This window comes from Aeromonas enteropelogenes (assembly GCF_020097295.1).
Classification (GTDB): domain Bacteria; phylum Pseudomonadota; class Gammaproteobacteria; order Enterobacterales; family Aeromonadaceae; genus Aeromonas; species Aeromonas enteropelogenes.
In genome coordinates this window covers 1,835,001-1,855,493 of the sequence record NZ_CP083625.1, presented here as the reverse complement: position 1 = coordinate 1,855,493, position 20,493 = coordinate 1,835,001, and the positions used below count along the sequence as shown (strand labels likewise).

Sequence of the window (20,493 nt, the reverse complement as noted above, 5' to 3'; positions counted from 1 at the left end):
CCGAGTCGATGACTCGGGCTTTTTGCTGGCAGTCTGCTCCTTAAGAGAAGAAGGCTTGCAGCACGTAGAAGATGGCGATGGCCAGGATGGCACCTGCCGGCAGGGTGATGACCCAGGAGACCACGATGTTGCGCAGTACGCCCAGGTTCAGCGCCGCGATACCGCGCGCCAGACCCACACCCATGACGGCACCCACCAGAGTCTGGGTGGTGGAGATGGGCAGACCGGTACCGGAGGCGATCACCACGGTCGCGGCGGTCGCCAGCTGGGCGGCGAAACCACGGCTCGGGGTCAGGTGAGTGATGCCGGTACCGACAGTCGCCATCACCTTCTCGCCCATGGTCGCCAGACCGATCACGATACCGATGCCGCCGAGCGGCAGGATCCACCAGGCGATGGAGGCCTGGCTGGCGATTTCGCCACCGGAAGCCACGATGGACGCCACCGCAGACAAGGGGCCGATGGCGTTGGCCACGTCGTTGGAGCCGTGGGCAAAGGCCATGGCACAGGCGGTGATCACCATCAGGATGCCGAATACCTTCTCCACGTTGGCGAAGTGCATCTTGCTGTCATCCTGCGGGTTGTATTTCTGGCCGCGAATGTAGACCCAGCCCGCGATCGCTACCGCAATGGAGATGACCACTGAAAGCAGCACCCCTTCCCCATTGGTCAGGTGCAGACCGACGTGGGTCAAGCCCTTCTTGATGGTCACCAGGCAGATCACCAGGGAGGTCAGGAACATGTAAAACGGCACATAGCGCTTGGCGTTGTTCAGGGGATCATCGGTGTTGAAGATAAGCTTCTGCACGCTGATGAACATGAAGTAGGCGATGACGCCGGAGAGGGCCGGGGTTACGACCCAGGAGCCGACAATGCCACCAAACTTGCTCCACTGTACCGCCTCCGGGCCAATGCTCACCACGGCGAAGCCGACGATGGCACCGATGATGGAGTGGGTGGTGGAGACGGGCCAGCCGAAGTAGGAGGCCAGGATCAGCCAGGCGCCCGCCGCCAGCAGGGAGGCGATCATGCCAAGCACCAGCAGATCCGGGCTATCGGCAAAGGCATTGCTGTCGATGATGCCGTTGCGGATGGTGGCGGTCACTTCACCACCGGCCAGATAGGCACCGGCAAATTCGAAGATCATGGCGATGATGATCGCCTGACGAATGGTCAGGGATTTGGTACCAACCGATGTCCCCATGGCATTGGCCACGTCGTTCGCACCAATGCCCCAGGCCATCAAGAAGCCGAACAAGGCCGCCACGAGCACCAGAGTGGTGCCGTAATTCGCGATAATGTCCATTAGTTGTGTTTACTCAGTCAGTGGATTACGAACGAGCCAGCATCAATTCCAGACGGGCGCCTACACGCTCGGCCTGATCTGCCAGGTCACCTACCCATTCGAGGATCTTGTAAAGGAACATCACATCGATCGGATTGTAGTTCTGCTCAACTGCTTGCAGCTGTTGGCGCAGACCGATCTGCATGGTGTCTGTATCGTCCTCGATCAGATCCAGCTGATGGATCATCTCGGCAACCATTTCAACTTCCCGTCCCTTGAAGCCGGTCTCGAGCAGCTCGTCGAGCTCCCCGATCGCTTTCTCGGCCTGAGCGGTCGCATCAATACAACGTTTGAGATAGGCCATGAAATCCGTCCGCATTTCGGCCGGGAATTCCATGCGACGACCAAGCATGCGGCCGGAGATGTCCTTGGCACGGTTGGCAATCTTGTCTTGCTGAGTCAACAGTTCCAGCAGGTCGGTACGTGCAACCGGCAGGAACAGGCCGCGCGGCAGTTTCAGACGGATTTCACGCTTGAGGATATCCGCCTCTTTTTCCAGCTGGGAGATCTGCTGCCGGATCTTCTCGGCATCTTCCCAACGGTCTTCGGCTACGGCGTCAAAGAAGGGAATGAGCTGCTCGCAGCACACGTGAACCTTGACGATATGCTTCTGCAGCGGCTTGATGGGGGACTTGGCAAAAAGCCCCAAAATAGTATTTACTGGCATGGCCAAACCTGTGTCGGTGAAAAAACACTCGATACGATTTTATGAGGCGCGCATGTTAACCGAACTGCGCCCTCAATAAAACCGCGAATTAATCTAGTTGTCTCGCGGGCATTATATCCTCGCGACCCGATTCCTGCCCCCCAAAGTTGCCTCCCAGCCTGGAATGACTATGCAAACTGAGATCGAGATAAAGTTTTTCGTCGCCAATGACGTCGCGCCCGCCTTATCCAACCTTATGAATTCATTGGATATTAAAGAGGCATCGCAGCAGCGCCTTGGCAACGTCTATTTCGATACCCCAGATCTGGCCCTGCGCCGCCTCGAGATGGGATTGCGGATCCGCCGCTGCGATGAATTTGCCGAACAAACCATCAAGTGCCGCGGCCAGGTCGTGGGCGGACTGCACGCCAGACCCGAATACAACGCTCCCATCGACGGCGATCTGCCCACCCTCAACGCCTTTCCCGACGACATCTGGCCCACCCTGGCCGAGCGTGACCGTATCCAGCAGCAGTTGCTCGCCCAATTCCGTACCGATTTCCTGCGCCGCCACTGGCTGATCGCCTTCGACGGGGCCGAGATCGAGCTGGCCTGGGATCAGGGGGAAATCGCCGGCAGCCTGGGTAGCAGCCGCATCGACGAGCTGGAACTGGAATTGAAATCCGGCGACACGGCCGCGCTGTTTGCTCTGGCCGGGCGTCTTGCCAAGCTCGGCGGCGTACGCCTCGGCGCCCAGTCCAAGGCGCAGCGTGGCTATCAGCTGGCGGGGCTTGGCAAGCCGCTGGCACGGCAAGCTCTGACAGACGACAAAGCCATGAGTGACTCTGCCGCCATCGGCGAAGGGCTGCGCCACTGGCAACATCACGAGCAACTCTGGCTGGAAAGCCGGGGAAATGACGAGGTGCAGCAGCAAGCCTTCACCGCCTTGTGTGAAGGCGTGGCCTTTATTGAGCGCCGCACCACCGGCGTGACGGCACCATGGCAACCCCAACTCATAAGCCTTCAGGCACACCTTGCTAGAAATGAGCGGCAAAACGACCACTGGCCCGCCGACTTGTCAGCCCTCTTCCTTCATCCGGATTATGTGGCGCTGCAACTGGCCATTGCGGCCTGGTTGCATCAAACAGCCCGCTGACTTTCTCTTGAGGCCCTGTAAACAAAACGGGTGAGCCAAGGCTCACCCGTTTTGTTCTGACTGTTTGCGATAACTTACAGCAGGTTCAGCTGCTGCATGGCACTGCGAATGCGCTCACGAGTGGCCTCAGAGAGCGGCATCACCGGCAAGCGGCACTCTTCGCTGCAAAAACCGAGCAGGGAAGCGGCGTACTTGGCACCGGCTGGGCTAGGCTCGGCAAACATGGCCTGATGAAGCGGGATCAGCCTGTCCTGCAGCTCGCGCGCCTCCTGCCACTTGCCGGCCAGCGCCAGATTCTGCACCTCGGCCACCAGCTTGGGCGCCACGTTGGCAGTTACCGAGATACAGCCCTGACCGCCACCTATGTTGTAGGCTACCGCGGTAGCATCTTCACCGGAGAGCCAGGCAAAGGGCTTTTTGATCAGCTGACGCTCGACCCATGGGCGGGCCAGATCGCCGGTGGCATCCTTCACCCCGGCGATGCGCGGCAGTTCGGCCAGGCGAGCCAGAGTCGCCGGTTGCACATCGACGATGGCGCGGGGCGGAATGTTATAGACGATGATGGGCTTGGCGGTGGCATCATGTACTGCCTTGAAGTGATGGTAGAGTCCTTCCTGATTGGGACGGTTGTAATAACCGGCCACATGCAGGGTGGCATCGGCCCCAACCCGCTCAGCATGGAGGGTGTATTCGATCGCTTCGACCGGGTTGTTGGAGCCGGCCCCGGCGATCACCGGAATGCGCCCCGCCACCTGCTTGACCACCAGCTCCACTACCCGGCAGTGTTCGTCGTGAGTCAGGGTCGGACTCTCGCCTGTGGTCCCGACCGGCACTATGCCATGGGTACCCTGCTCGACATGCCACTCCACCAGACGCAGCAGCGCCTCTTCATCCAGCTTGCCCTGTCGAAACGGGGTAATCAGGGCAACGATTGAACCTTGAAACATGGGATCTCCTTCTCCTAAATGGCACGCATATGGCAATAAAAAACCCCGGTACGATGTGCGCAACCGGGGTTTGAATGTTCTCAGGGATGAGAGGTTACGCGCGAACGTCGGCAGGCCCGGATTTCAGGCTTTTTTTATGCTTTCGTTTCAACTCGTTGAACCGCATTTCATCATCTCTGGTCAAAAAATGGTGTCTGGGCATATTTCGGGAACACGGCAAAAATGTCAAGGCGAAACCGGCTATGTATAATGGCCGCCCAAAATTGCGTGGAGAGACCCGATGAGCAGCCCTGCTGGAGCCATCAGCCATAAAAATAGTGCCGTCAGCCAGATGCTGGAACGAAACCAAGCCCTCTTTGTCGGCAAGCGGCTGCTGGTGTGCGGCGCCCTGGAGGATGACTATCCCCGCCAGCTGGCCACTCTGGCCGACTCCCTGACCGTCTTCACCACGGATTACTACTACTACCGCAACCAGCAAAGCGCGCTCAAGGATGCCATCCTGTTCGACCACCAGCTGGGCGGCGCTCCCCGCTTCGATGCCCTGCTGCTGCTGATGCCCAAGGCCAAGGCCGAGGCCCAGTATCTGCTAGCCATGATGACACCGCTGCTGGAGGCCGGTGCCGACCTGTTTCTCGCCGGCGAGAACCGCGGCGGCATCAATGGTGCCGACAAACTGCTGGCTCCCTATGGCGAGAAGCCGATCAAGCGCGATTCGGCCCGTCGCTGTTCCCTCTATCACGGAGAGCTCAGCAAGCCGGTTGCCCCGTTCGAACTGGATGCCTGGTTCAGCCGCTATGAGTGCAAGGCGGGTGACACCGAATTGACTGTGATGGCGCTGCCTGGGGTATTCAGTGCGGACGGACTGGATCTGGGCAGCCAGATGCTGCTGGCGGCCCTGCCCCCCATGGGCGGCGAGCTGCTCGATTTTGGCTGCGGTGCCGGGGTGATAGGCTCGGTGCTGGCCAAGCGCAATCCCGGCCTTGAGGTCACCATGGTTGACATCAATGCCTTGGCACTGGAATCGAGCCGCCGTACCCTGGCCATCAACGGCCTGCAGGGCAAGGTGCATGCTTCCGATGTCTACTCCGACATCAGCGGCAAGTTTGACCGGATCGTCTCAAACCCCCCGTTTCATGCCGGGCTCAAGACCTTCTACGCCGCTACAGAGACGTTTCTCGCCAAGGCGCCAGAATATCTGCGCCCTCATGGCAGCCTGACCATAGTGGCCAACGCCTTCCTGCGATACCAGCCTATACTGGATACGCACTTCAAGCAGACCGAAACAGTGCGTAGTGATGCCAAATTCAAGGTCTATCTGAGCAAAGTGTAAATAAGTGTAAGTCTTGTCCCGAAAGCGCTAGAGAGCGTCGCACGGGATCTGATAAGGTACTTGAATGGAAACAAAAAACACCCCTTAAGGGGTGTTTTTTTGAAACGAATTGAAAACCTTTTCATCTTGTTTATTCAGGGAGAGACATACGATGGCCGGCATTTTGACCATGATCCTGGCTGGAGGCGAAGGAACCCGCCTGCAGCCCCTCACCACCACCCGCAGCAAGCCCGCAGTCCCGTTTGGCGGGAGTTACCGGCTAATCGACTTTGTCCTCAACAACTTCGTCAATGCCGATTTCCTGCGCATCTACGTCCTGACCCAGTTCAAGTCCCAATCCCTCTACTTGCACATGAAGAAAGGCTGGAACATCGTCGGTATCACCGACCGTTTCATCGACCCCATTCCAGCCCAGATGCGCATGGGCAAACGCTGGTACGACGGTACCGCCGATGCCATCTACCAGAACCTGGGGTTTATCGAGCGCGCCGAACCGGACCACGTCTGCATCTTCGGATCCGATCACATCTACAAGATGGATGTGAGCCAGATGGTGGCTTTCCACAAGCAAAAAGCCGCCGCCATGACGGTCGCCGCCCTGCGTATGCCCATTGAGGAGGCCAGCGCCTTCGGGGTGATCGAGGTGGATACCGAGGGACGCATGATAGGTTTTCAGGAAAAGCCCAAGCATCCCAAACCCATTCCTGGCGACCCCACCCAGGCGCTGGTCTCCATGGGCAACTATATCTTCGAGACCGAGACCCTCTGCCGCGAGCTCAAACGGGATGCCACTGAAGAGAACTCCAGCCATGATTTTGGCAAGGATGTGATCCCCAGTCTTTACCCGCGCGCCCCAGTCTATGTCTACGACTACAGCACCAATCTCATCCCGGGCGAGAAGCCGGATGTCTACTGGCGTGACGTGGGAACTCTCGACTCCTACTGGCAAGCACACATGGACTTGGTGGCTGACAATCCCCCCTTCTCCCTCTATAACCGCAAGTGGCCGCTGCATACCCACTATCCGGCCCTGCCGCCCGCCACCTTCATCGACAGCGAAGAGTGCAAGGTCAAGATCGCCAACTCACTGATCTCCGCTGGTTGCTTCATTCAGGGCAGCCAGATCCAGCGCTCCATCCTGGGATTTCGTTGCAACATAGGCCCCTGCAGCCATATCAGTGAATCCGTCCTGCTGGGGGATGTGAAGATAGGGGAAGGTTGCTCCATCCGGCGCGCCATCATCGACAAAAACGTTGAAATTGCACCCGGCACCGTTATCGGTGAAAATCTCGACCACGACAGAGAGCGATTCACCGTATCCGAAGGCGGTATCGTCGTGGTACCTAAGGGAGCAAGAGTTGGCTATTAACCCGCTGAAAATCCTGTTTGTTGCCTCGGAAGTTGAGGGGCTGGTCAAGACCGGGGGCCTGGCCGATGTCGCCAGAGCCCTGCCCATGTACCTGGCCCAGAAGGGGCACGATGTCCGGATCATGCTGCCCTTCTACAAGACCATAAAACGGCGGGATGAGGCCAGACTGCTGGCATCCCGCTGGCTGCCAACCCATCCGGGTCTGCCGGATATCGGCTATCGCATCTACCAGATGGATCTGGACGGTGTCTGTGTCTATCTGCTCGACTGCCCGCAGTACTTCGATCGCCCCCAGCTCTACGCCGAAAACAATCAGGCCTATGGCGACAATGGCGAACGTTTTGCTTTTTTGTCTGCGGCCGCCCTGCATGCCTGTGAACAAATAGGTTTTGCCCCCGATATCGCGCACTGTAACGACTGGCACACAGGTTTGCTGCCGCTGCTGCTGAAGACCCGGCATGCCCACAACCCCTTCTTCCAGCATACCCGCAGCGTGATCAGCATTCACAATGCGGCGTTTCAGGGAGGTTTCGGTCGCGAGCAGTTCTGGGCTATCCCCGAGATTGCCGATTACGAACGCCGCATCAACTACGACTATGGCCACGTCAACCTGCTCAAATGCGGGGTGCTCTACGCCGACAAGATCAATGCGGTCAGCCCCAACTATGCCCAGGAGCTGCTCACCCATCTGGGGGCCCACGGCATGGCCCACATCTTCCAGCAACGAGCAGCCGATCTGTGCGGCATCCTCAACGGCTGTGATTACAAGGATTGGGATCCCGAATTCGACGAGCTGTTGCCTGCTACATACAGCATCGACAATCTCGCCGGCAAAGGGATCTGCAAGCAGCGCCTGCAACAGGAGGTGGGCCTGCCCGTCTCGGACTTGCCCATCTATGGCATGGTGTGTCGCCTGACCGAACAAAAGGGTGTGCCACTGCTGATCCCGGCGCTGGAGAAGTTCCTCCACCATCAGGTACAGGTGGTGATCGTGGGCTCCGGCGATCCCGTGCTCGCGGCCCAGTTGCAAACCATGGCCCAACAGCATGCGGACAAGCTGGCCTTCATCAACGCCTATGACGACAGGCTGGCCCATCTGGTGGAAGCGGGTGCCGACTTCTTCCTGATGCCCTCCCTGTTCGAACCCTGCGGCCTCAACCAGATGTACAGCCTGGCCTATGGCACCCTGCCGCTGGTACGTGCCGTGGGTGGCCTGAAAGATACTGTGGTGGACTGGGATGGCAATCCCGAGCATGCCACCGGCTTTTGCTTCAACGATCCTACGGCGGCCATCCTGCTCGATACCATGCGCCGCAGCCTGCTCTACTTCCTGCAGGACAAGGCACGTTTCGCCAAAGTGCAGCGCAATGCCATGAGCACCCGCTTCAACTGGGCCGACTCGGTGACCCAGTATGAACAGATGTACCAGAGTGCCCTTGGACGCCACTGAGCCATCGGCGTCGGCGAATTGCTGAAGTTTTGTCCCTTTGGCATGGCTTTGAGCGTCAACAGTGAAAAAAGTCCCCTCTGGCTGTTGACGCTCCCCCAAAACTCTATAGAATCCCCCTCCGCAGTGATGCGAAGGTGGCGGAATTGGTAGACGCGCTAGCTTCAGGTGTTAGTGTCCCACGGATGTGAGGGTTCGAGTCCCTCTCTTCGCACCATACTGCAACATGCTCTTATCAGACGGCATGTAAATTCAGACTGATAACCCGATGTGCGAAGGTGGCGGAATTGGTAGACGCGCTAGCTTCAGGTGTTAGTGCCCCCCGGGTGTGAGGGTTCGAGTCCCTCTCTTCGCACCATGCTTTTATCAGACAGCATGTAAATCCAGACTGATAACCCGACGTGCGAAGGTGGCGGAATTGGTAGACGCGCTAGCTTCAGGTGTTAGTGCCCCCCGGGTGTGAGGGTTCGAGTCCCTCTCTTCGCACCATGCTTTTATCAGACAGCATGTAAATCCAGACTGATAACCCGATGTGCGAAGGTGGCGGAATTGGTAGACGCGCTAGCTTCAGGTGTTAGTGCCCCCCGGGTGTGAGGGTTCGAGTCCCTCTCTTCGCACCATGACTCTGACATGTAAAAACAGAACGATGCGCTCCATCCGCATGTAAAAAACAGCTGGAAAAAATCAGTGTGCGAAGGTGGCGGAATTGGTAGACGCGCTAGCTTCAGGTGTTAGTGTCCCACGGATGTGAGGGTTCGAGTCCCTCTCTTCGCACCATTCATTACGCAAAAGGCCCATCACGAAAGTGACGGGCCTTTTGTTTTTACTCCTTGTTATGACTATGCTTTTGACGATTCCCCGCCTATCGCCATGCCAAGGAACCGTTATGATACTGGATACCGATATTCACAATTTCTACGAACACCTGATGCTCAAGGAGATTGAGAAGCAGGGACTGCAACAGACCCTGAGCAACGATCAGATGGCCGATCTCTGCTGCCTCACCCTCAACCAGCTGCCTGCCCACTACATTCGCCACGATGTCGATATGATCTACTTCCTGACTGACGCCAAGCGGGCCGAGATGGAGAAACAGGTCATCGAGTCCCTCAAGCTGGCCCAGCAGACCATCAAGCAGGCCCCCACCAAGCAATCATAGCCATGGCTGCTGCCAGAGCAGGGTGACGGCCCCCACCGCCCCGGCCACTGGCAGCAAGATCAACGCAGGCTTCAACCTGGGTTCGAGCATCACCCAGGCCGCCAGCACAAAACCAAGACTCCAGAAGCCATACTCCTTCCCGTACCCCCAATAAAGCACAGCCAACGCGGCCAGTAACAGGACCCCTCTCAACCCCCAGCGCATCTCTTCTCTCCTTGCCCCATAATTGATAATAATTATCACCTTCATCTATTGATGGCGCAAGCCATTTCAAACGAGCTTCGAATGTCACTCACCATGCCAACAGGGCGCTCAAAAATGGGTTATGAGATCAACTAAATTGTGATTTTTTCAATCAATCTTGTGTTTTTGCCAATTCAGTTGGGATTTTCTCCCCCCGGATTGTGATAGATTGCGGCCTCTTTTTGGGTTGGCCCCTCGGGATACAAATATCCACAGGACGAGAGGGACCGACCTTGGCGAGCAAGAGTTTAGGAAGTATCTATGCAAAACCAACACAACCAAATCCGACTGCCGAGCATGCTGCAAGTATTTGCCTGCCTGGCCATTTTCCTGGCCCTGGCCTTCTCCTTTACCAGCGTGCTCGACCTGCCGATCCAGCTGGCCCTGTTCATCGCCTGGTTCGTCATCATGGGGCTGGGCATCAAGCTCGGCCATGATTACAAATCCCTGGAACAGGCTGCCGTCGACGGCGTCTCCAAGGGGATGGGGGCCATTCTAATCCTGGTTTCCGTCGGTGCCCTGGTCGGCACCTGGATCGCAGGTGGCATAGTGCCCAGCATCATCTACTTCGGCCTCAAGGTGATACACCCCTCCATCTTCCTGCTGGCGACCCTGATCATCTGCTCCCTCACCTCGCTGGCCACCGGCACATCCTGGGGCTCCGCCGCCACCGCCGGTATTGCCATGATGGGCATAGGCCACAGCCTGGGTGTTCCGGCACCTCTGGTGGCCGGTGCCGTGCTCTCCGGCGTCTACTTCGGTGACAAGCTCTCCCCGCTCTCCGACTCCGTGGTACTGGCCTCCACCATGTCCAACGTCGACGTGATGGAACACATCAAGGGGATGCTGCCCATCAGCCTCTTCTCCTACATCATCACCGCCGCCTTGTTTACCGTGGTCGGCATGCAGTACTCGGGCAATGTGAGCCTGGAGCAGGTCAACCTGGTGATGGAAGCGCTCGACAAGCAGTTCAACATCACCCCGCTGGCCATCATTCCGGTGGTGCTGGTGCTGGGCCTCCTGGCCAACCGCAAGCCCGCCTTCCCGGTGATCAGCTTCGGCGCCCTGTTGGGCCTGGTGTGGGCCATCGTTTTCCAGGACATGGATCCGGTCAAGGCGATGCACTCCGCCTACAGCCCGTTTGCCATCACCTCCGGTGTCGACTTCATCGACAACATCCTGGGCCGTGGCGGTATGGAATCCATGCTGGGCTCGGTGGCCGTCATCATCTTCGGTCTGGGTTTCGGTGGCCTGCTGGAGAAGGTCGGCATTCTGGAAGTGATCGCCAGCGCCTTCGAGAAGCGCATCAACGGTGCCGGCAGCCTGACTACCCACACCATAGGCACCGCCTTCCTGGCCAACGTGTTCGGCTCCGCCATGTATGTGTCGCTGATCCTGACCCCCAAGATCATGGCCAAGAACTACGACCGGCTGGGACTGGCGCGCAAGAACCTCTCCCGCAACGCCGAGTTTGGCGGCACCCTCACCTGCGGCATGGTGCCCTGGAGCGACAACGGCATCTTCATGGCCGGGGTACTGGGGGTGGCTACCCTCGATTACCTGCCCTACATGTGGCTCAGCTTCACCTGCATCATAGTGACTATCACCCTCGCCTATCTGGGCAAGGCTGTGAATCGGGTACCGCTGGTCGAGGCGGCCAGCTCCCGCTAACCCAGCACTTTGAACAGGATAAAGGCGCCCTTGCGGCGCCTTTATCGTTATTACCACTCAACCAACAAAAACGGCCCTCGTTGCCGAGAGCCGTTGCATCGAACCGGATTCGTGGTCAGATGGAGAAGCTGGAACCACAGCCACAGGTCGTCGTGGCGTTGGGGTTGGTCACGGTGAAACGCGAACCTTCCAGACCCTCGGTGTAATCCACACTGCCGCCCACCAGATATTGCAGGCTCATGGGATCGATCACCATGGTAACGCCGTTCTTCTCGACCACGGTGTCGCCATCGTTGATCTTCTCATCAAAGGTAAAACCATACTGGAAACCAGAGCAGCCCCCACCCGTGATGTATACCCGCAGCTTGAGCTCCGGATTTTCTTCTTCGGTGATCAGGGTCTTCACCTTGTTGGCTGCCGCATCCGTCATCTGGATTGGCAACGGGGCTTCTGCTACTGCACTCATCACTGACCTCACAACCATTAGATCCACAAACATGGAAACCGCGAAATTATCCAATACCCGACCATTCAGTTCAAGTATTCACCACTACTCTTGTCCGGTGGCGGGCACGGGAGCCGGTGGCGCCGCGACCAGCGGCTTGATCACCTCGCCCCACTCCACCAGCAACTCCTGTGCCGGCTGCCGGCCATCCTTGTTGATGGTGACCCGGATCCGGTCCGGCACGAACCCTTCGGGCAACTGCCAATTCCCCTCAAGCAGCTGGAAATAACGCAGGGCATAGCGCCATTCGCTCACCTTCATCCCCAGATCCCGTCCGGTCAGCACTCTGGGCTTGTCACCCTGGCTGCCTTCGACCCGGATCTGCACCTGACCGCGAAACAGCTCGCGCTTCTTGGCAGGCTGCGTCAGGGCCAGACGATAGTGATAACGACCGGGAATGCTGGTCTCCTGCAGGGTGAGGTTATCGATCACCACCCCGACCTGTTCACCGGTGGGGCGCATGATCCGCTCGAAGAACGCCAACTGGCGCTTGAGCTCCTGTACTTGAGCCTCCTGGCTCTTCAGGGTGGTCTGCAACTGCTCGAAGGCTGCCTTCTGGGTCGCCAGCTGGGTATCCTTCACGCCTAGCTCGGTCTTGAGCTGACCGATGGCCTTGCCTTGGCGATCCAGCGTCTCCTGCTGCACCACCAGCAGACTGCTCTGTGCCAACTCTTGTCGGTTACCGACAAAGTATCCGATGAGCGCCCCCACGATCAGCACCGCCAACAACTTCAATATCTGGGACATAGGGCCTCTTCTGTTACCACGCCATACGGCAGCCACCTTCCCTTCACTATACGCGACCCAAGCTGAACCGCGATGATATACAAGGAGTTAACTGGTGGTGGCGCCGCTCTCTCCCCGCTTTTGACGCGCGGCGAGCCGTAAAGTTCGCTCCAGGATCTGGGAATAGATGGGGCGACCACCCAATCCCTGCGCCACCAGGGTCGCGCCGACGGTCGTGATCATCATGGGCAGGATCAGCTGATAGTTGTCGGTCATCTCCGTCACCAGCACTATGCCGGTGATGGGTGCACGCACTGTGGCGGCAAACAACGCCCCCATGCCCGCGATGGCGAAAGCGCCGGGCTCGATGCCCAGATCCGGAAACGCGGAGTGAAAAAGATGGCCGAACACCACGCCAAACAGAGTGCCGAGGGCCAGGGTAGGGGCAAATACCCCACCAGGAGCGCCGGAGCAGAAGCAGATCAGGGTCGCCACCAGTCGCACCGAGAAGATGAGGAACAGGGTAGCCATCGCATATTCCCCTCCCATCAGGTGGGGGATCAGTTCGGTACCGCCCCCCGTGACAGACGGCGCAAACAGCGACAAGACGCCAAAGGTGCCAGCCACCAGCATGCCGATGGCGACAAAGCGGTGACGTTTGTTCTGGTGCAGCGCCAGATAACCATCCTGACAGGCCAGCACCAGCTTATTGAAGACAAAGCCGAGCACCCCGAACATGCCCCCCATGAAGAGGAACAGCCAGAGTGCCTTCAGTGCCGGGGCATCATAGTGCGGTAGACTGATGACGGGAGCTTGCCCCTTCATGTTCTGCAGCATCAGGGTGGCCATGATGGCAGAGATCCCCACCGCCTTGATGGCCAGGAAGGAGTAGCGAAACTGCGGCCGCATCTCCTCCATCACGAACAGGATCCCAGCCAGCGGCGCATTGAAGGCGGCGGCAAGGCCGCCAGCCGCCCCGGCGGCCAGCAGAGCATGGCCATGCTCCTTGGGCAGCCGAAAGATATCCGCCACCATCTTGCCGAGGTTGCCGCCAATCTGGACCGACGGCCCCTCACGTCCCAGCACCATACCGGAGCTCAGGGTACAGATGCCGCCGAAGAACTTGACCGGCAACACCCGCCACCAGCGCACCGGGCGCAGATCGTCCATCGCCCCTTCGATTTCGGGAATGCCGGAGCCGCCCGCCTCGGGAGCAAAGGCATGGGTAAGAAAGTAACCGACCAGACCCAGCAGGGCGCTGAACCCGAATCCAAGCAGCCCCAGCTGCCACCATGGGCGATCGGCCAGCAGATCCAGGCGTTGCCCGACCAGCCAATGCACCCCAGATTCAAAAAGGCCGCATACCAGTCCCGCCAAGGTGCCGACCAAGGCTGCAAGCAGCAATACCAGCAAGGGGATCTTGTCTTGCCGGATGATTCGAGAGACGGCTCCCCGAGGAGCTGCATCCGGTTCAGAAGAGGAGAGAGCTTGTTGCGCCATCTTGTTACACCAACTTGAAAAACGACATCGTCAGCGAGCTGAGATCAGGATCACCCGGCGCATTGCTCGGCTGCCCAGGGCTGGGGCTTTCTGCTATAGTCGGCCCGTTAATTTTGTCACGGGTGCAGACCGAGAGTCCGGGTGGCGAGAGCGCAAAGCATACTCCTCATGCCACAACCTGCCGAGTCTCAATTGGCTGCTTTCCCCTGTGTGACGACCAAAATCCCATTAAGGATGATCCATGTCAAAATCAGATCAGCTGTTTGAACAGGCCCGCCAGACCATTCCGGGCGGCGTCAACTCACCGGTCCGCGCCTTCAATGGGGTCGGCGGCACACCCCGCTTCATCGATCACGCCGATGGCGCCTACCTCTATGACGTCGACGGTCAGGCCTATGTAGACTATATCGGCTCCTGGGGCCCCATGCTGCTCGGTCACAATCATCCGGTCATCAAGGCTGCCGTCATCAAGGCGGTGGAAAAGGGTCTGAGTTACGGTGCCCCCACCGAGATCGAAGTGCTGATGGCCGAGAAGGTACGCCGGATCGTCCCCTCCATGGAGCAGGTGCGGATGGTCAACTCCGGCACCGAGGCCACCATGAGCGCCATTCGCCTCGCCCGCGGCTACACCGGCCGCGACAAGATCGTCAAATTCGAAGGCTGCTACCACGGCCACGCCGACTCCCTGCTGGTCAAGGCCGGCTCCGGCGCCCTGACCCTGGGCCAGCCCAACAGCCCGGGAGTGCCGGCCGACTTCGCCAAGCACACTCTCACCTGTGTCTATAACGATCTGGACTCGGTGCGCGAGGCCTTCACCCAGTACGGCAGCGAGATCGCCTGCATCATCGTCGAGCCGGTGGCCGGCAACATGAACTGCATTCCGCCGGTCCCCGGCTTCCTGGAAGGGCTGCGCGCCATCTGTGACGAATTCGGCGCCCTGCTGATCCTGGACGAGGTGATGACCGGTTTTCGCGTCTCCCTGCGCGGCGCCCAGGGGCACTACAACATTGATCCGGATCTGACCACCCTCGGCAAGATCATCGGTGCCGGCATGCCGGTGGGGGCCTTCGGCGGCAAGAAGAAGGTGATGCAGCACATCGCCCCGACCGGCCCCGTCTATCAGGCGGGCACCCTCTCCGGCAACCCGGTGGCCATGGCCGCCGGCCTGGCCATGCTGGATCTGCTGCTGGAGCCGGGTCTGTATGATCAGCTGAGCGCCAAAACCGCCCAGGTGGCCGAGGGGCTCAAAGCCGCAGCTGCCAAACACGGCATCCCGCTCGCCATCAACTATGTCGGCGGCATGTTCGGCTTCTTCTTCACCGACGAGCCCGAGATCACCCGCTACGAGCAGGTAACCCGCTGCGACATGGAGCGCTTCAAGCGCTTCTACCATCTCATGCTTGAAGAAGGCGTCTATCTGGCGCCGAGCGCTTACGAGGCTGGTTTCCTCTCCCTGGCTCATGGCGACAAGGAGATAGCACACACCCTGGCAGCCGCCGATCGCTGCTTCGCCAAGCTGGCCGGTTAATCCCCTGCCGATACAAAAAGGGCCCACGAGGGCCCTTTTTTATTCTTCACCTTGGCGGTGCAATCCTTCCTGACCCGCCCCTCTCCTGCCGCCTTCTGGTGCAATTCCCTCTCCTATCCCTGTCATAAAGCAGGCCCACAATTTGCACATCCAGCTCAGGCCCCATGCAAACGAGGTTCTCATGGCAGAGATGAGCCCCATCGACGTGTTGCGACGCTATCAGGAGTTTGGCGACGAACTGCATCCTCTGTTGCAGGGATTGCTCGAAGCCCCGCTCGCCTCGCTCAAACGCTACTCCTTCATCGTCAGCATCGAACAGTGGCAGGGGGCTGCCGGGATCTTGCCCCCCACGCCTGCCGAATCGGACCGGCTGCATCTGGTCATCCGTGGTCAGGGACGGGCAGTCACCGTCTGCCTGCACCAGCTTATCGCCTGGTTGATGGGCGATGGTGGGCGGCGGCGCGCCATTCCCTGGTTCAAGGGTGTCTACGTGGTATTGAGTGCGGCCCTGTTCCTGATCGTCGCCACCCTCATCTGGCACGGATTGGAGCAGCTTTATCTGCTGTTGTGCGGCACCCGGCAGAATCGGCTTGGCGCCTTCAGCGCCATCATCTTCCTGACCCTGGCGCTGGCGGTGTTCGATCTCGGCAAAACCATACTGGAAGAGGAGGTGCTGCTGCATAAGGACATCTTTCGCCACAGCGCCATTCGCCGCACCATTACCCGCTTCATCGCCGCCATCCTGATCGCGGTCTCCATCGAGGGACTACTGCTGCTGTTCAAGGGCTCGCTGGGCCAGAGCGAGCTGCTCTGGCCTGCGGTCGGCGTGATGGGATGTGCCGTAGGTCTGCTGCTGGCACTCGGGCTTTATGTTTTTCTCGGGGCCAGAGCCGAGGCCGCCCTGGTGCAGGCTAGCTTGCGTCCGCAACCAGTTGTGGGGAAGGTTGACGACCCGCCCGCCAGGAGGCGTACATGGTCCAGGAGGTATAGATGACGATGAAGGCGACCAGCCACTTCAGCATCTCCACATCCATCGACTTGACCAGCATGGCCGCCAGCACCACCCCGATGGGGCCAAAGATGGCAACCGCCAGCACGGCCTTGGCATCAAAGGCCCCCTTGCGGATAAAGGTACCCGCCGAGAAGACGCTCAGTACGGCGGTAGAGCCCATCATGATGGGAAACGCTGCCAGCGGATTCATGCCAAGCAGGTAGACGAGAGTCATGCAGGGTGCAAACAGACCGATACCGACATTCATCAGTACTCCGAAGAGGAAATTGCCGAGCAGAGCGATCACCAGCTTGTAGCCGCTCAACCCCATCGCCTCTCCCCCCACGGGGAAAAGGCCCAGCAGACCGGCGAAGATGAATCCGGCGACCACCAGAAGAGAGATAGCCATCACCAGCCGCACGGTTTGCCGATCAAACGAGGCAACCCGCCGTGCGCCCCAGGCGGCGCCTGCCGCAGCGGCGACCATCATGCTGAGCAAGGTAAGGGGATCGACGGCCACTGCACCGATGAAGATGAGTGATTGGGTCACCGCAGGCAATACACACTGACTGTTGAGGGTGCCGGGCAACAGACGATCGTCGATCAGCTTGAACTGCTTGTAGCAAGCCGTCTTCACCGCGAAGCTGCCAATTCCCAAAGTATCGAGGAAGTTGGCAATCCCCCCGATCGCCGCCACAGGCCAGAAAGGGGTAGGCTCAATCGTCCCGTTACGCTTCATTTGCCAACATGCCTGCGCCAACATGACGACGTATGCGAGACCGCCGACTATAAAAATTAACCGTAAAATTTCAACTAACATATGGGTTTCTCCTGCCACGGGCGGCGATTCTAAGGCAGGCAGCAGGAAAAATCTTGACTGGAATTAAGCAATCCCCCAAATACGCGGCAGTGGGAGCAAATATTCCCGGATAGACGTCGAACGACTCTGCTAATACTTGTTACTGGGGCGAGAGGCCCATCCCGTCGGACGCTGTTATGGTCCTTTCGCGACGACCACCTGTTCCGATGGGCATAATAAAAAGAGGACCGGTAGCAATACCGGCCCTCTTTTTCTATTTCTATCACGGCTGAAGGTGCAAACAGAGCTTACTGAATGCTCTTGCCTTCACGCACATCTTTGATGAAGCCTTTCAGACTCGCGAGATCCCGTGGTGCGCCACGCAGGATCTGATCACCGATAATAAAGGCAGGGGTGCCCGAAATGGCAAGCGCTTCCGCCAGTGCCCGGTTGGTACCCAGATTCTGATCGATGCTGCCATCCTTGAGCTTGGCCTCAACCTTGCTCCAGTTCACGCCTGCCGCCTCAGCCACCTGTTTGACCTGTGACTCATCGGTCAATGGACCCTTGTGCGCATAGAGCTTCTCATGGAAGGCCTGGTACTTGTCTGGCTGTCCCAACTGGACTGCCAGTGCAGCGCGTGCGGCAAAATAGGAGGTTTCGCTCAGGATCGGGAACTGCTTGTAGATGTAACGGATATCCTTGTCTTCCGCCATCAGCTGTTTGACCAGCGGGTGGGCGCGCTTGCAGTAGCCACAGTTATAGTCGAAGAACTCGACCACTGTCAGCGAGCCTTTCGGATTACCCATCTCGGGGTCATTGTTACCATAGAGCTGCTTGGCATGAGCCTTGATAAGCGCCTTGTCACTTTCGGCTTGCTGCTGCTCCTGCTTGGCGCGCAGGGCATTGGACATCTCAACCAGTATTTCCGGATTCTTGACCAGATAGTCACGCACGATTTGCTCGACATCGGTCTTGGTCAACTCGCTTGCCTGGGCCGGAGCCGCCAGCAGGGTTACGCCCGCCAGGGCGCAAAACAGGGCATTTTTAATAGTCATAACATTATCTTGCAGAGGATATGATGGTGGCCACTATAGTGGTTGAGTCTGTATTCAAGTCAAGTTATCTGGCTAAAAATGCGATAACCCTACCCTTTTCATCCCTTTTGTCGTGATTTCGTGCAATTAACCAGCGATCAGGCAAGCCAGGGATTTACAAGCAGAAACAGCATGGTAATATTCGCCGCACTGCTGCGGAGGGGTGGCAGAGCGGCTGAATGCACCGGTCTTGAAAACCGGCGATGGGCGACCATCCGTGGGTTCAAATCCCACCTCCTCCGCCATCAATTCGAAGCCCATGCAACTTTGGTTGTGTGGGCTTTTTTGTATATGCTGATACGCTCCCTCTCTCATCTATTTCCCCTTGCCTCAGCAACACCAAACGCAGCAGGCTGCATATCCCATCATTGATGCCCACCACATATCCTCTTCCGAATAATCCATTACCGTTGCCCAGATACACTGCGACATTGACGTAGATAAAGCACTGAGAAGAAGCTTTGTTCACCTCACCCAGCAAGAGAAAAGACCACTCACGAGCGTGACGGTTCCAGACTGGAGAAATAGATCCGCAACGGGAGAAGATAAATTGATAGGAGAAAAACTGCCAAAGGCAATGCTGAATATGACCCTAAGAGCCAGAAAAGAAAAAGGCCTCCCCCCATTTGGGAAGGCCTTAAAAACGAAAAAAAGCCCAGTCTGTCGACTGGGCTTCTTGTTAGTGGCGGAGCGGACGGGACTCGAACCCGCGACCCCCGGCGTGACAGGCCGGTATTCTAACCGACTGAACTACCGCTCCGCATTCGGTTAGCTTTCGCTAAATCTTTTGCTGCTTCTTGATGAGGTGTCATCCTCGCAGCCAGTAACGTGATTTTGCACATCACTGTTTAATTGGGTGCCTGGCAGTGTCCTACTCTCGCATGGCGAATGCCACACTACCATCGGCGCTACCGCGTTTCACTTCTGAGTTCGGCATGGGATCAGGTGGTTCCACGACGCTATGGCCGCCAGGCAAATTCTTCAATCCAGAAAGCTGACGTGAATAACGACCTAGCTAGTTTGCTTTGTCATTATCACTGAATTTATAAGTAGTTCATGCACTTGCTACAAGGCCAGAAACACTTCTTGGGTGTTGTATGGTTAAGCCTCACGGGTAATTAGTACGGGTTAGCTCAATGCATCGCTGCACTTACACACCCCGCCTATCAACGTTGTGGTCTCCAACGGCCCTTCAGGACCCTCAAGGGGTCAGGGATGACTCATCTCAGGGCTCGCTTCCCGCTTAGATGCTTTCAGCGGTTATCGATTCCGAACTTAGCTACCGGGCAGTGCCACTGGCGTGACAACCCGAACACCAGAGGTTCGTTCACTCCGGTCCTCTCGTACTAGGAGCAACTCCCTTCAATCATCCAACGCCCACGGCAGATAGGGACCGAACTGTCTCACGACGTTCTGAACCCAGCTCGCGTACCACTTTAAATGGCGAACAGCCATACCCTTGGGACCGACTTCAGCCCCAGGATGTGATGAGCCGACATCGAGGTGCCAAACACCGCCGTCGATATGAACTCTTGGGCGGTATCAGCCTGTTATCCCCGGAGTACCTTTTATCCGTTGAGCGATGGCCCTTCCATTCAGAACCACCGGATCACTATGACCTACTTTCGTACCTGCTCGACCTGTCCGTCTCGCAGTTAAGCTGGCTTATGCCATTGCACTAACCTCCTGATGTCCGACCAGGATTAGCCAACCTTCGTGCTCCTCCGTTACTCTTTGGGAGGAGACCGCCCCAGTCAAACTACCCACCAGGCACTGTCCGCGACCCCGATTCAGGGGCCTGCGTTAGAACATCAAACATACAAGGGTGGTATTTCAAGGACGGCTCCAGCGCAACTGGCGTCACGCCTTCAAAGCCTCCCACCTATCCTACACATGTAGGTTCAATGTTCAGTGCCAAGCTGTAGTAAAGGTTCACGGGGTCTTTCCGTCTAGCCGCGGGTACACCGCATCTTCACGGCGAATTCGATTTCACTGAGTCTCGGGTGGAGACAGCATGGCCATGGTTACACCATT

17 protein-coding genes, 7 tRNA genes and 2 rRNA genes (1 of these 26 cut by a window edge) are annotated in these 20,493 nt (G+C 58.1%); 14 read left to right on the top strand and 12 right to left on the bottom strand.

Annotation, left to right across the window (positions count from 1 at the left end):
• Positions 1 to 40: 40 nt before the first annotated feature.
• Positions 41 to 1,306, bottom strand: a complete 1,266-nt coding sequence (locus LA321_RS08760; RefSeq protein WP_042026730.1) for an inorganic phosphate transporter — start codon at positions 1,304 to 1,306, stop codon at positions 41 to 43.
• Between the two features lie 25 nt (positions 1,307 to 1,331).
• Positions 1,332 to 2,012: a TIGR00153 family protein gene (locus tag LA321_RS08755; protein ID WP_026458279.1), complete on the bottom strand. Its 681-nt coding sequence runs from the start codon at positions 2,010 to 2,012 to the stop codon at positions 1,332 to 1,334.
• A 169-nt stretch (positions 2,013 to 2,181) separates the two neighbouring features.
• Between LA321_RS08755 and LA321_RS08750 the strand changes: the two genes are divergently transcribed.
• Positions 2,182 to 3,147, top strand: a complete 966-nt coding sequence (locus LA321_RS08750; RefSeq protein ID WP_042070524.1) for a CYTH domain-containing protein — start codon at positions 2,182 to 2,184, stop codon at positions 3,145 to 3,147.
• 74 nt (positions 3,148 to 3,221) lie between these two features.
• Here LA321_RS08750 and dapA read toward each other — a convergent pair whose 3' ends face one another.
• Positions 3,222 to 4,094, bottom strand: a complete 873-nt coding sequence (gene dapA / locus LA321_RS08745; RefSeq protein WP_042026733.1) for a 4-hydroxy-tetrahydrodipicolinate synthase — start codon at positions 4,092 to 4,094, stop codon at positions 3,222 to 3,224.
• 301 nt (positions 4,095 to 4,395) lie between these two features.
• Between dapA and rsmC the strand changes: the two genes are divergently transcribed.
• The 9 genes from rsmC (at position 4,396) to LA321_RS08700 (ending at position 9,399) form a co-directional block, all read left to right on the top strand.
• Positions 4,396 to 5,424 carry a 16S rRNA (guanine(1207)-N(2))-methyltransferase RsmC gene (gene rsmC / locus LA321_RS08740; RefSeq protein ID WP_407929453.1) on the top strand — a complete coding sequence of 343 codons (1,029 nt, stop codon included), beginning with the start codon at positions 4,396 to 4,398 and terminating at the stop codon, positions 5,422 to 5,424.
• Between the two features lie 151 nt (positions 5,425 to 5,575).
• Positions 5,576 to 6,793, top strand: coding sequence for a glucose-1-phosphate adenylyltransferase (gene glgC / locus LA321_RS08735; protein WP_026457173.1), 1,218 nt, complete (start codon positions 5,576 to 5,578; stop codon positions 6,791 to 6,793).
• Complete coding sequence (gene glgA / locus LA321_RS08730) at positions 6,783 to 8,243, top strand: glycogen synthase GlgA (RefSeq protein WP_042070527.1); 1,461 nt, start codon at positions 6,783 to 6,785, stop codon at positions 8,241 to 8,243. Before glgC ends, glgA begins: the two co-directional genes overlap by 11 nt.
• A 128-nt stretch (positions 8,244 to 8,371) precedes the next feature.
• Positions 8,372 to 8,457 (top strand) — tRNA-Leu (locus tag LA321_RS08725).
• Between the two features lie 55 nt (positions 8,458 to 8,512).
• Positions 8,513 to 8,598, top strand: a tRNA-Leu gene (locus LA321_RS08720).
• Between the two features lie 45 nt (positions 8,599 to 8,643).
• A tRNA-Leu gene (locus LA321_RS08715) sits at positions 8,644 to 8,729 on the top strand.
• A 45-nt stretch (positions 8,730 to 8,774) separates the two neighbouring features.
• A tRNA-Leu gene (locus LA321_RS08710) sits at positions 8,775 to 8,860 on the top strand.
• Between the two features lie 71 nt (positions 8,861 to 8,931).
• A tRNA-Leu gene (locus LA321_RS08705) sits at positions 8,932 to 9,017 on the top strand.
• 109 nt (positions 9,018 to 9,126) lie between these two features.
• A complete protein-coding gene (locus LA321_RS08700) occupies positions 9,127 to 9,399 on the top strand; it encodes a late competence development ComFB family protein (RefSeq protein ID WP_042070529.1) in 273 nt (90 codons plus the stop codon).
• Here LA321_RS08700 and LA321_RS08695 read toward each other — a convergent pair.
• Positions 9,394 to 9,603 carry a hypothetical protein gene (locus tag LA321_RS08695; protein ID WP_042070531.1) on the bottom strand — a complete coding sequence of 70 codons (210 nt, stop codon included), beginning with the start codon at positions 9,601 to 9,603 and terminating at the stop codon, positions 9,394 to 9,396. The genes LA321_RS08700 and LA321_RS08695 overlap by 6 nt on opposite strands.
• A 300-nt stretch (positions 9,604 to 9,903) precedes the next feature.
• Here LA321_RS08695 and nhaC point away from each other — a divergent pair, with 300 nt between their 5' ends.
• Entirely contained in the window at positions 9,904 to 11,313 is a 1,410-nt protein-coding gene (gene nhaC, locus LA321_RS08690; protein WP_026456435.1) for a Na+/H+ antiporter NhaC, read from the top strand.
• A gap of 115 nt (positions 11,314 to 11,428) precedes the next feature.
• Here the strand turns inward: nhaC and erpA are convergent, their stop codons facing one another.
• From erpA to clcA, 3 genes are all read right to left on the bottom strand, one after another.
• Complete coding sequence (erpA, locus tag LA321_RS08685) at positions 11,429 to 11,779, bottom strand: iron-sulfur cluster insertion protein ErpA (protein WP_026456436.1); 351 nt, start codon at positions 11,777 to 11,779, stop codon at positions 11,429 to 11,431.
• A gap of 84 nt (positions 11,780 to 11,863) precedes the next feature.
• Positions 11,864 to 12,565, bottom strand: a complete 702-nt coding sequence (locus LA321_RS08680; protein ID WP_026456437.1) for a DUF6776 family protein — start codon at positions 12,563 to 12,565, stop codon at positions 11,864 to 11,866.
• Between the two features lie 87 nt (positions 12,566 to 12,652).
• Positions 12,653 to 14,044, bottom strand: a complete 1,392-nt coding sequence (gene clcA / locus LA321_RS08675) for a H(+)/Cl(-) exchange transporter ClcA (RefSeq protein WP_042070532.1) — start codon at positions 14,042 to 14,044, stop codon at positions 12,653 to 12,655.
• Between the two features lie 241 nt (positions 14,045 to 14,285).
• On the opposite strand from clcA, the gene hemL reads away from it, so the two are divergent.
• Positions 14,286 to 15,572: a glutamate-1-semialdehyde 2,1-aminomutase gene (hemL, locus tag LA321_RS08670; protein ID WP_042070533.1), complete on the top strand. Its 1,287-nt coding sequence runs from the start codon at positions 14,286 to 14,288 to the stop codon at positions 15,570 to 15,572.
• A 181-nt stretch (positions 15,573 to 15,753) separates the two neighbouring features.
• Positions 15,754 to 16,566 carry a hypothetical protein gene (locus LA321_RS08665; RefSeq protein WP_042070535.1) on the top strand — a complete coding sequence of 271 codons (813 nt, stop codon included), beginning with the start codon at positions 15,754 to 15,756 and terminating at the stop codon, positions 16,564 to 16,566.
• Here the strand turns inward: LA321_RS08665 and LA321_RS08660 are convergent.
• Both LA321_RS08660 and LA321_RS08655 read right to left on the bottom strand, forming a co-directional pair.
• Positions 16,484 to 17,383, bottom strand: coding sequence for a sulfite exporter TauE/SafE family protein (locus tag LA321_RS08660; RefSeq protein ID WP_042070536.1), 900 nt, complete (start codon positions 17,381 to 17,383; stop codon positions 16,484 to 16,486). The two genes, LA321_RS08665 and LA321_RS08660, sit on opposite strands and share 83 nt — an antisense overlap.
• 287 nt (positions 17,384 to 17,670) lie before the next feature.
• Entirely contained in the window at positions 17,671 to 18,420 is a 750-nt protein-coding gene (locus LA321_RS08655; RefSeq protein ID WP_042070538.1) for a DsbA family protein, read from the bottom strand.
• A gap of 196 nt (positions 18,421 to 18,616) precedes the next feature.
• Between LA321_RS08655 and LA321_RS08650 the strand changes: the two genes are divergently transcribed.
• Positions 18,617 to 18,704: transfer RNA gene (locus LA321_RS08650), tRNA-Ser, on the top strand.
• 438 nt (positions 18,705 to 19,142) lie between these two features.
• Here the strand turns inward: LA321_RS08650 and LA321_RS08645 are convergent.
• The 3 genes from LA321_RS08645 to LA321_RS08635 all read right to left on the bottom strand — a co-directional run.
• Positions 19,143 to 19,219, bottom strand: a tRNA-Asp gene (locus tag LA321_RS08645).
• 98 nt (positions 19,220 to 19,317) lie between these two features.
• A 5S ribosomal RNA gene (gene rrf / locus LA321_RS08640) occupies positions 19,318 to 19,432 on the bottom strand.
• Between the two features lie 124 nt (positions 19,433 to 19,556).
• Positions 19,557 to 20,493: ribosomal RNA gene (locus LA321_RS08635) — 23S ribosomal RNA — on the bottom strand; it runs 1,952 nt beyond the window's last position.

What these genes read in the sequence shown, in the direction of transcription:
- LA321_RS08760 (WP_042026730.1), bottom strand. Translation starts at nt 1,306, where the DNA reads ATGGACATTATCGCGAATTACGGCACCACTCTGGTGCTCGTGGCGGCC.
- LA321_RS08755 (WP_026458279.1), bottom strand. Translation starts at nt 2,012, where the DNA reads ATGCCAGTAAATACTATTTTGGGGCTTTTTGCCAAGTCCCCCATCAAG.
- LA321_RS08750 (WP_042070524.1), top strand. Translation starts at nt 2,182, where the DNA reads ATGCAAACTGAGATCGAGATAAAGTTTTTCGTCGCCAATGACGTCGCG.
- dapA (WP_042026733.1), bottom strand. Translation starts at nt 4,094, where the DNA reads ATGTTTCAAGGTTCAATCGTTGCCCTGATTACCCCGTTTCGACAGGGC.
- glgC (WP_026457173.1), top strand. Translation starts at nt 5,576, where the DNA reads ATGGCCGGCATTTTGACCATGATCCTGGCTGGAGGCGAAGGAACCCGC.
- LA321_RS08700 (WP_042070529.1), top strand. Translation starts at nt 9,127, where the DNA reads ATGATACTGGATACCGATATTCACAATTTCTACGAACACCTGATGCTC.
- LA321_RS08695 (WP_042070531.1), bottom strand. Translation starts at nt 9,603, where the DNA reads ATGCGCTGGGGGTTGAGAGGGGTCCTGTTACTGGCCGCGTTGGCTGTG.
- nhaC (WP_026456435.1), top strand. Translation starts at nt 9,904, where the DNA reads ATGCAAAACCAACACAACCAAATCCGACTGCCGAGCATGCTGCAAGTA.
- erpA (WP_026456436.1), bottom strand. Translation starts at nt 11,779, where the DNA reads ATGAGTGCAGTAGCAGAAGCCCCGTTGCCAATCCAGATGACGGATGCG.
- LA321_RS08680 (WP_026456437.1), bottom strand. Translation starts at nt 12,565, where the DNA reads ATGTCCCAGATATTGAAGTTGTTGGCGGTGCTGATCGTGGGGGCGCTC.
- clcA (WP_042070532.1), bottom strand. Translation starts at nt 14,044, where the DNA reads ATGGCGCAACAAGCTCTCTCCTCTTCTGAACCGGATGCAGCTCCTCGG.
- hemL (WP_042070533.1), top strand. Translation starts at nt 14,286, where the DNA reads ATGTCAAAATCAGATCAGCTGTTTGAACAGGCCCGCCAGACCATTCCG.
- LA321_RS08665 (WP_042070535.1), top strand. Translation starts at nt 15,754, where the DNA reads ATGGCAGAGATGAGCCCCATCGACGTGTTGCGACGCTATCAGGAGTTT.
- LA321_RS08660 (WP_042070536.1), bottom strand. Translation starts at nt 17,383, where the DNA reads ATGTTAGTTGAAATTTTACGGTTAATTTTTATAGTCGGCGGTCTCGCA.
- LA321_RS08655 (WP_042070538.1), bottom strand. Translation starts at nt 18,420, where the DNA reads ATGACTATTAAAAATGCCCTGTTTTGCGCCCTGGCGGGCGTAACCCTG.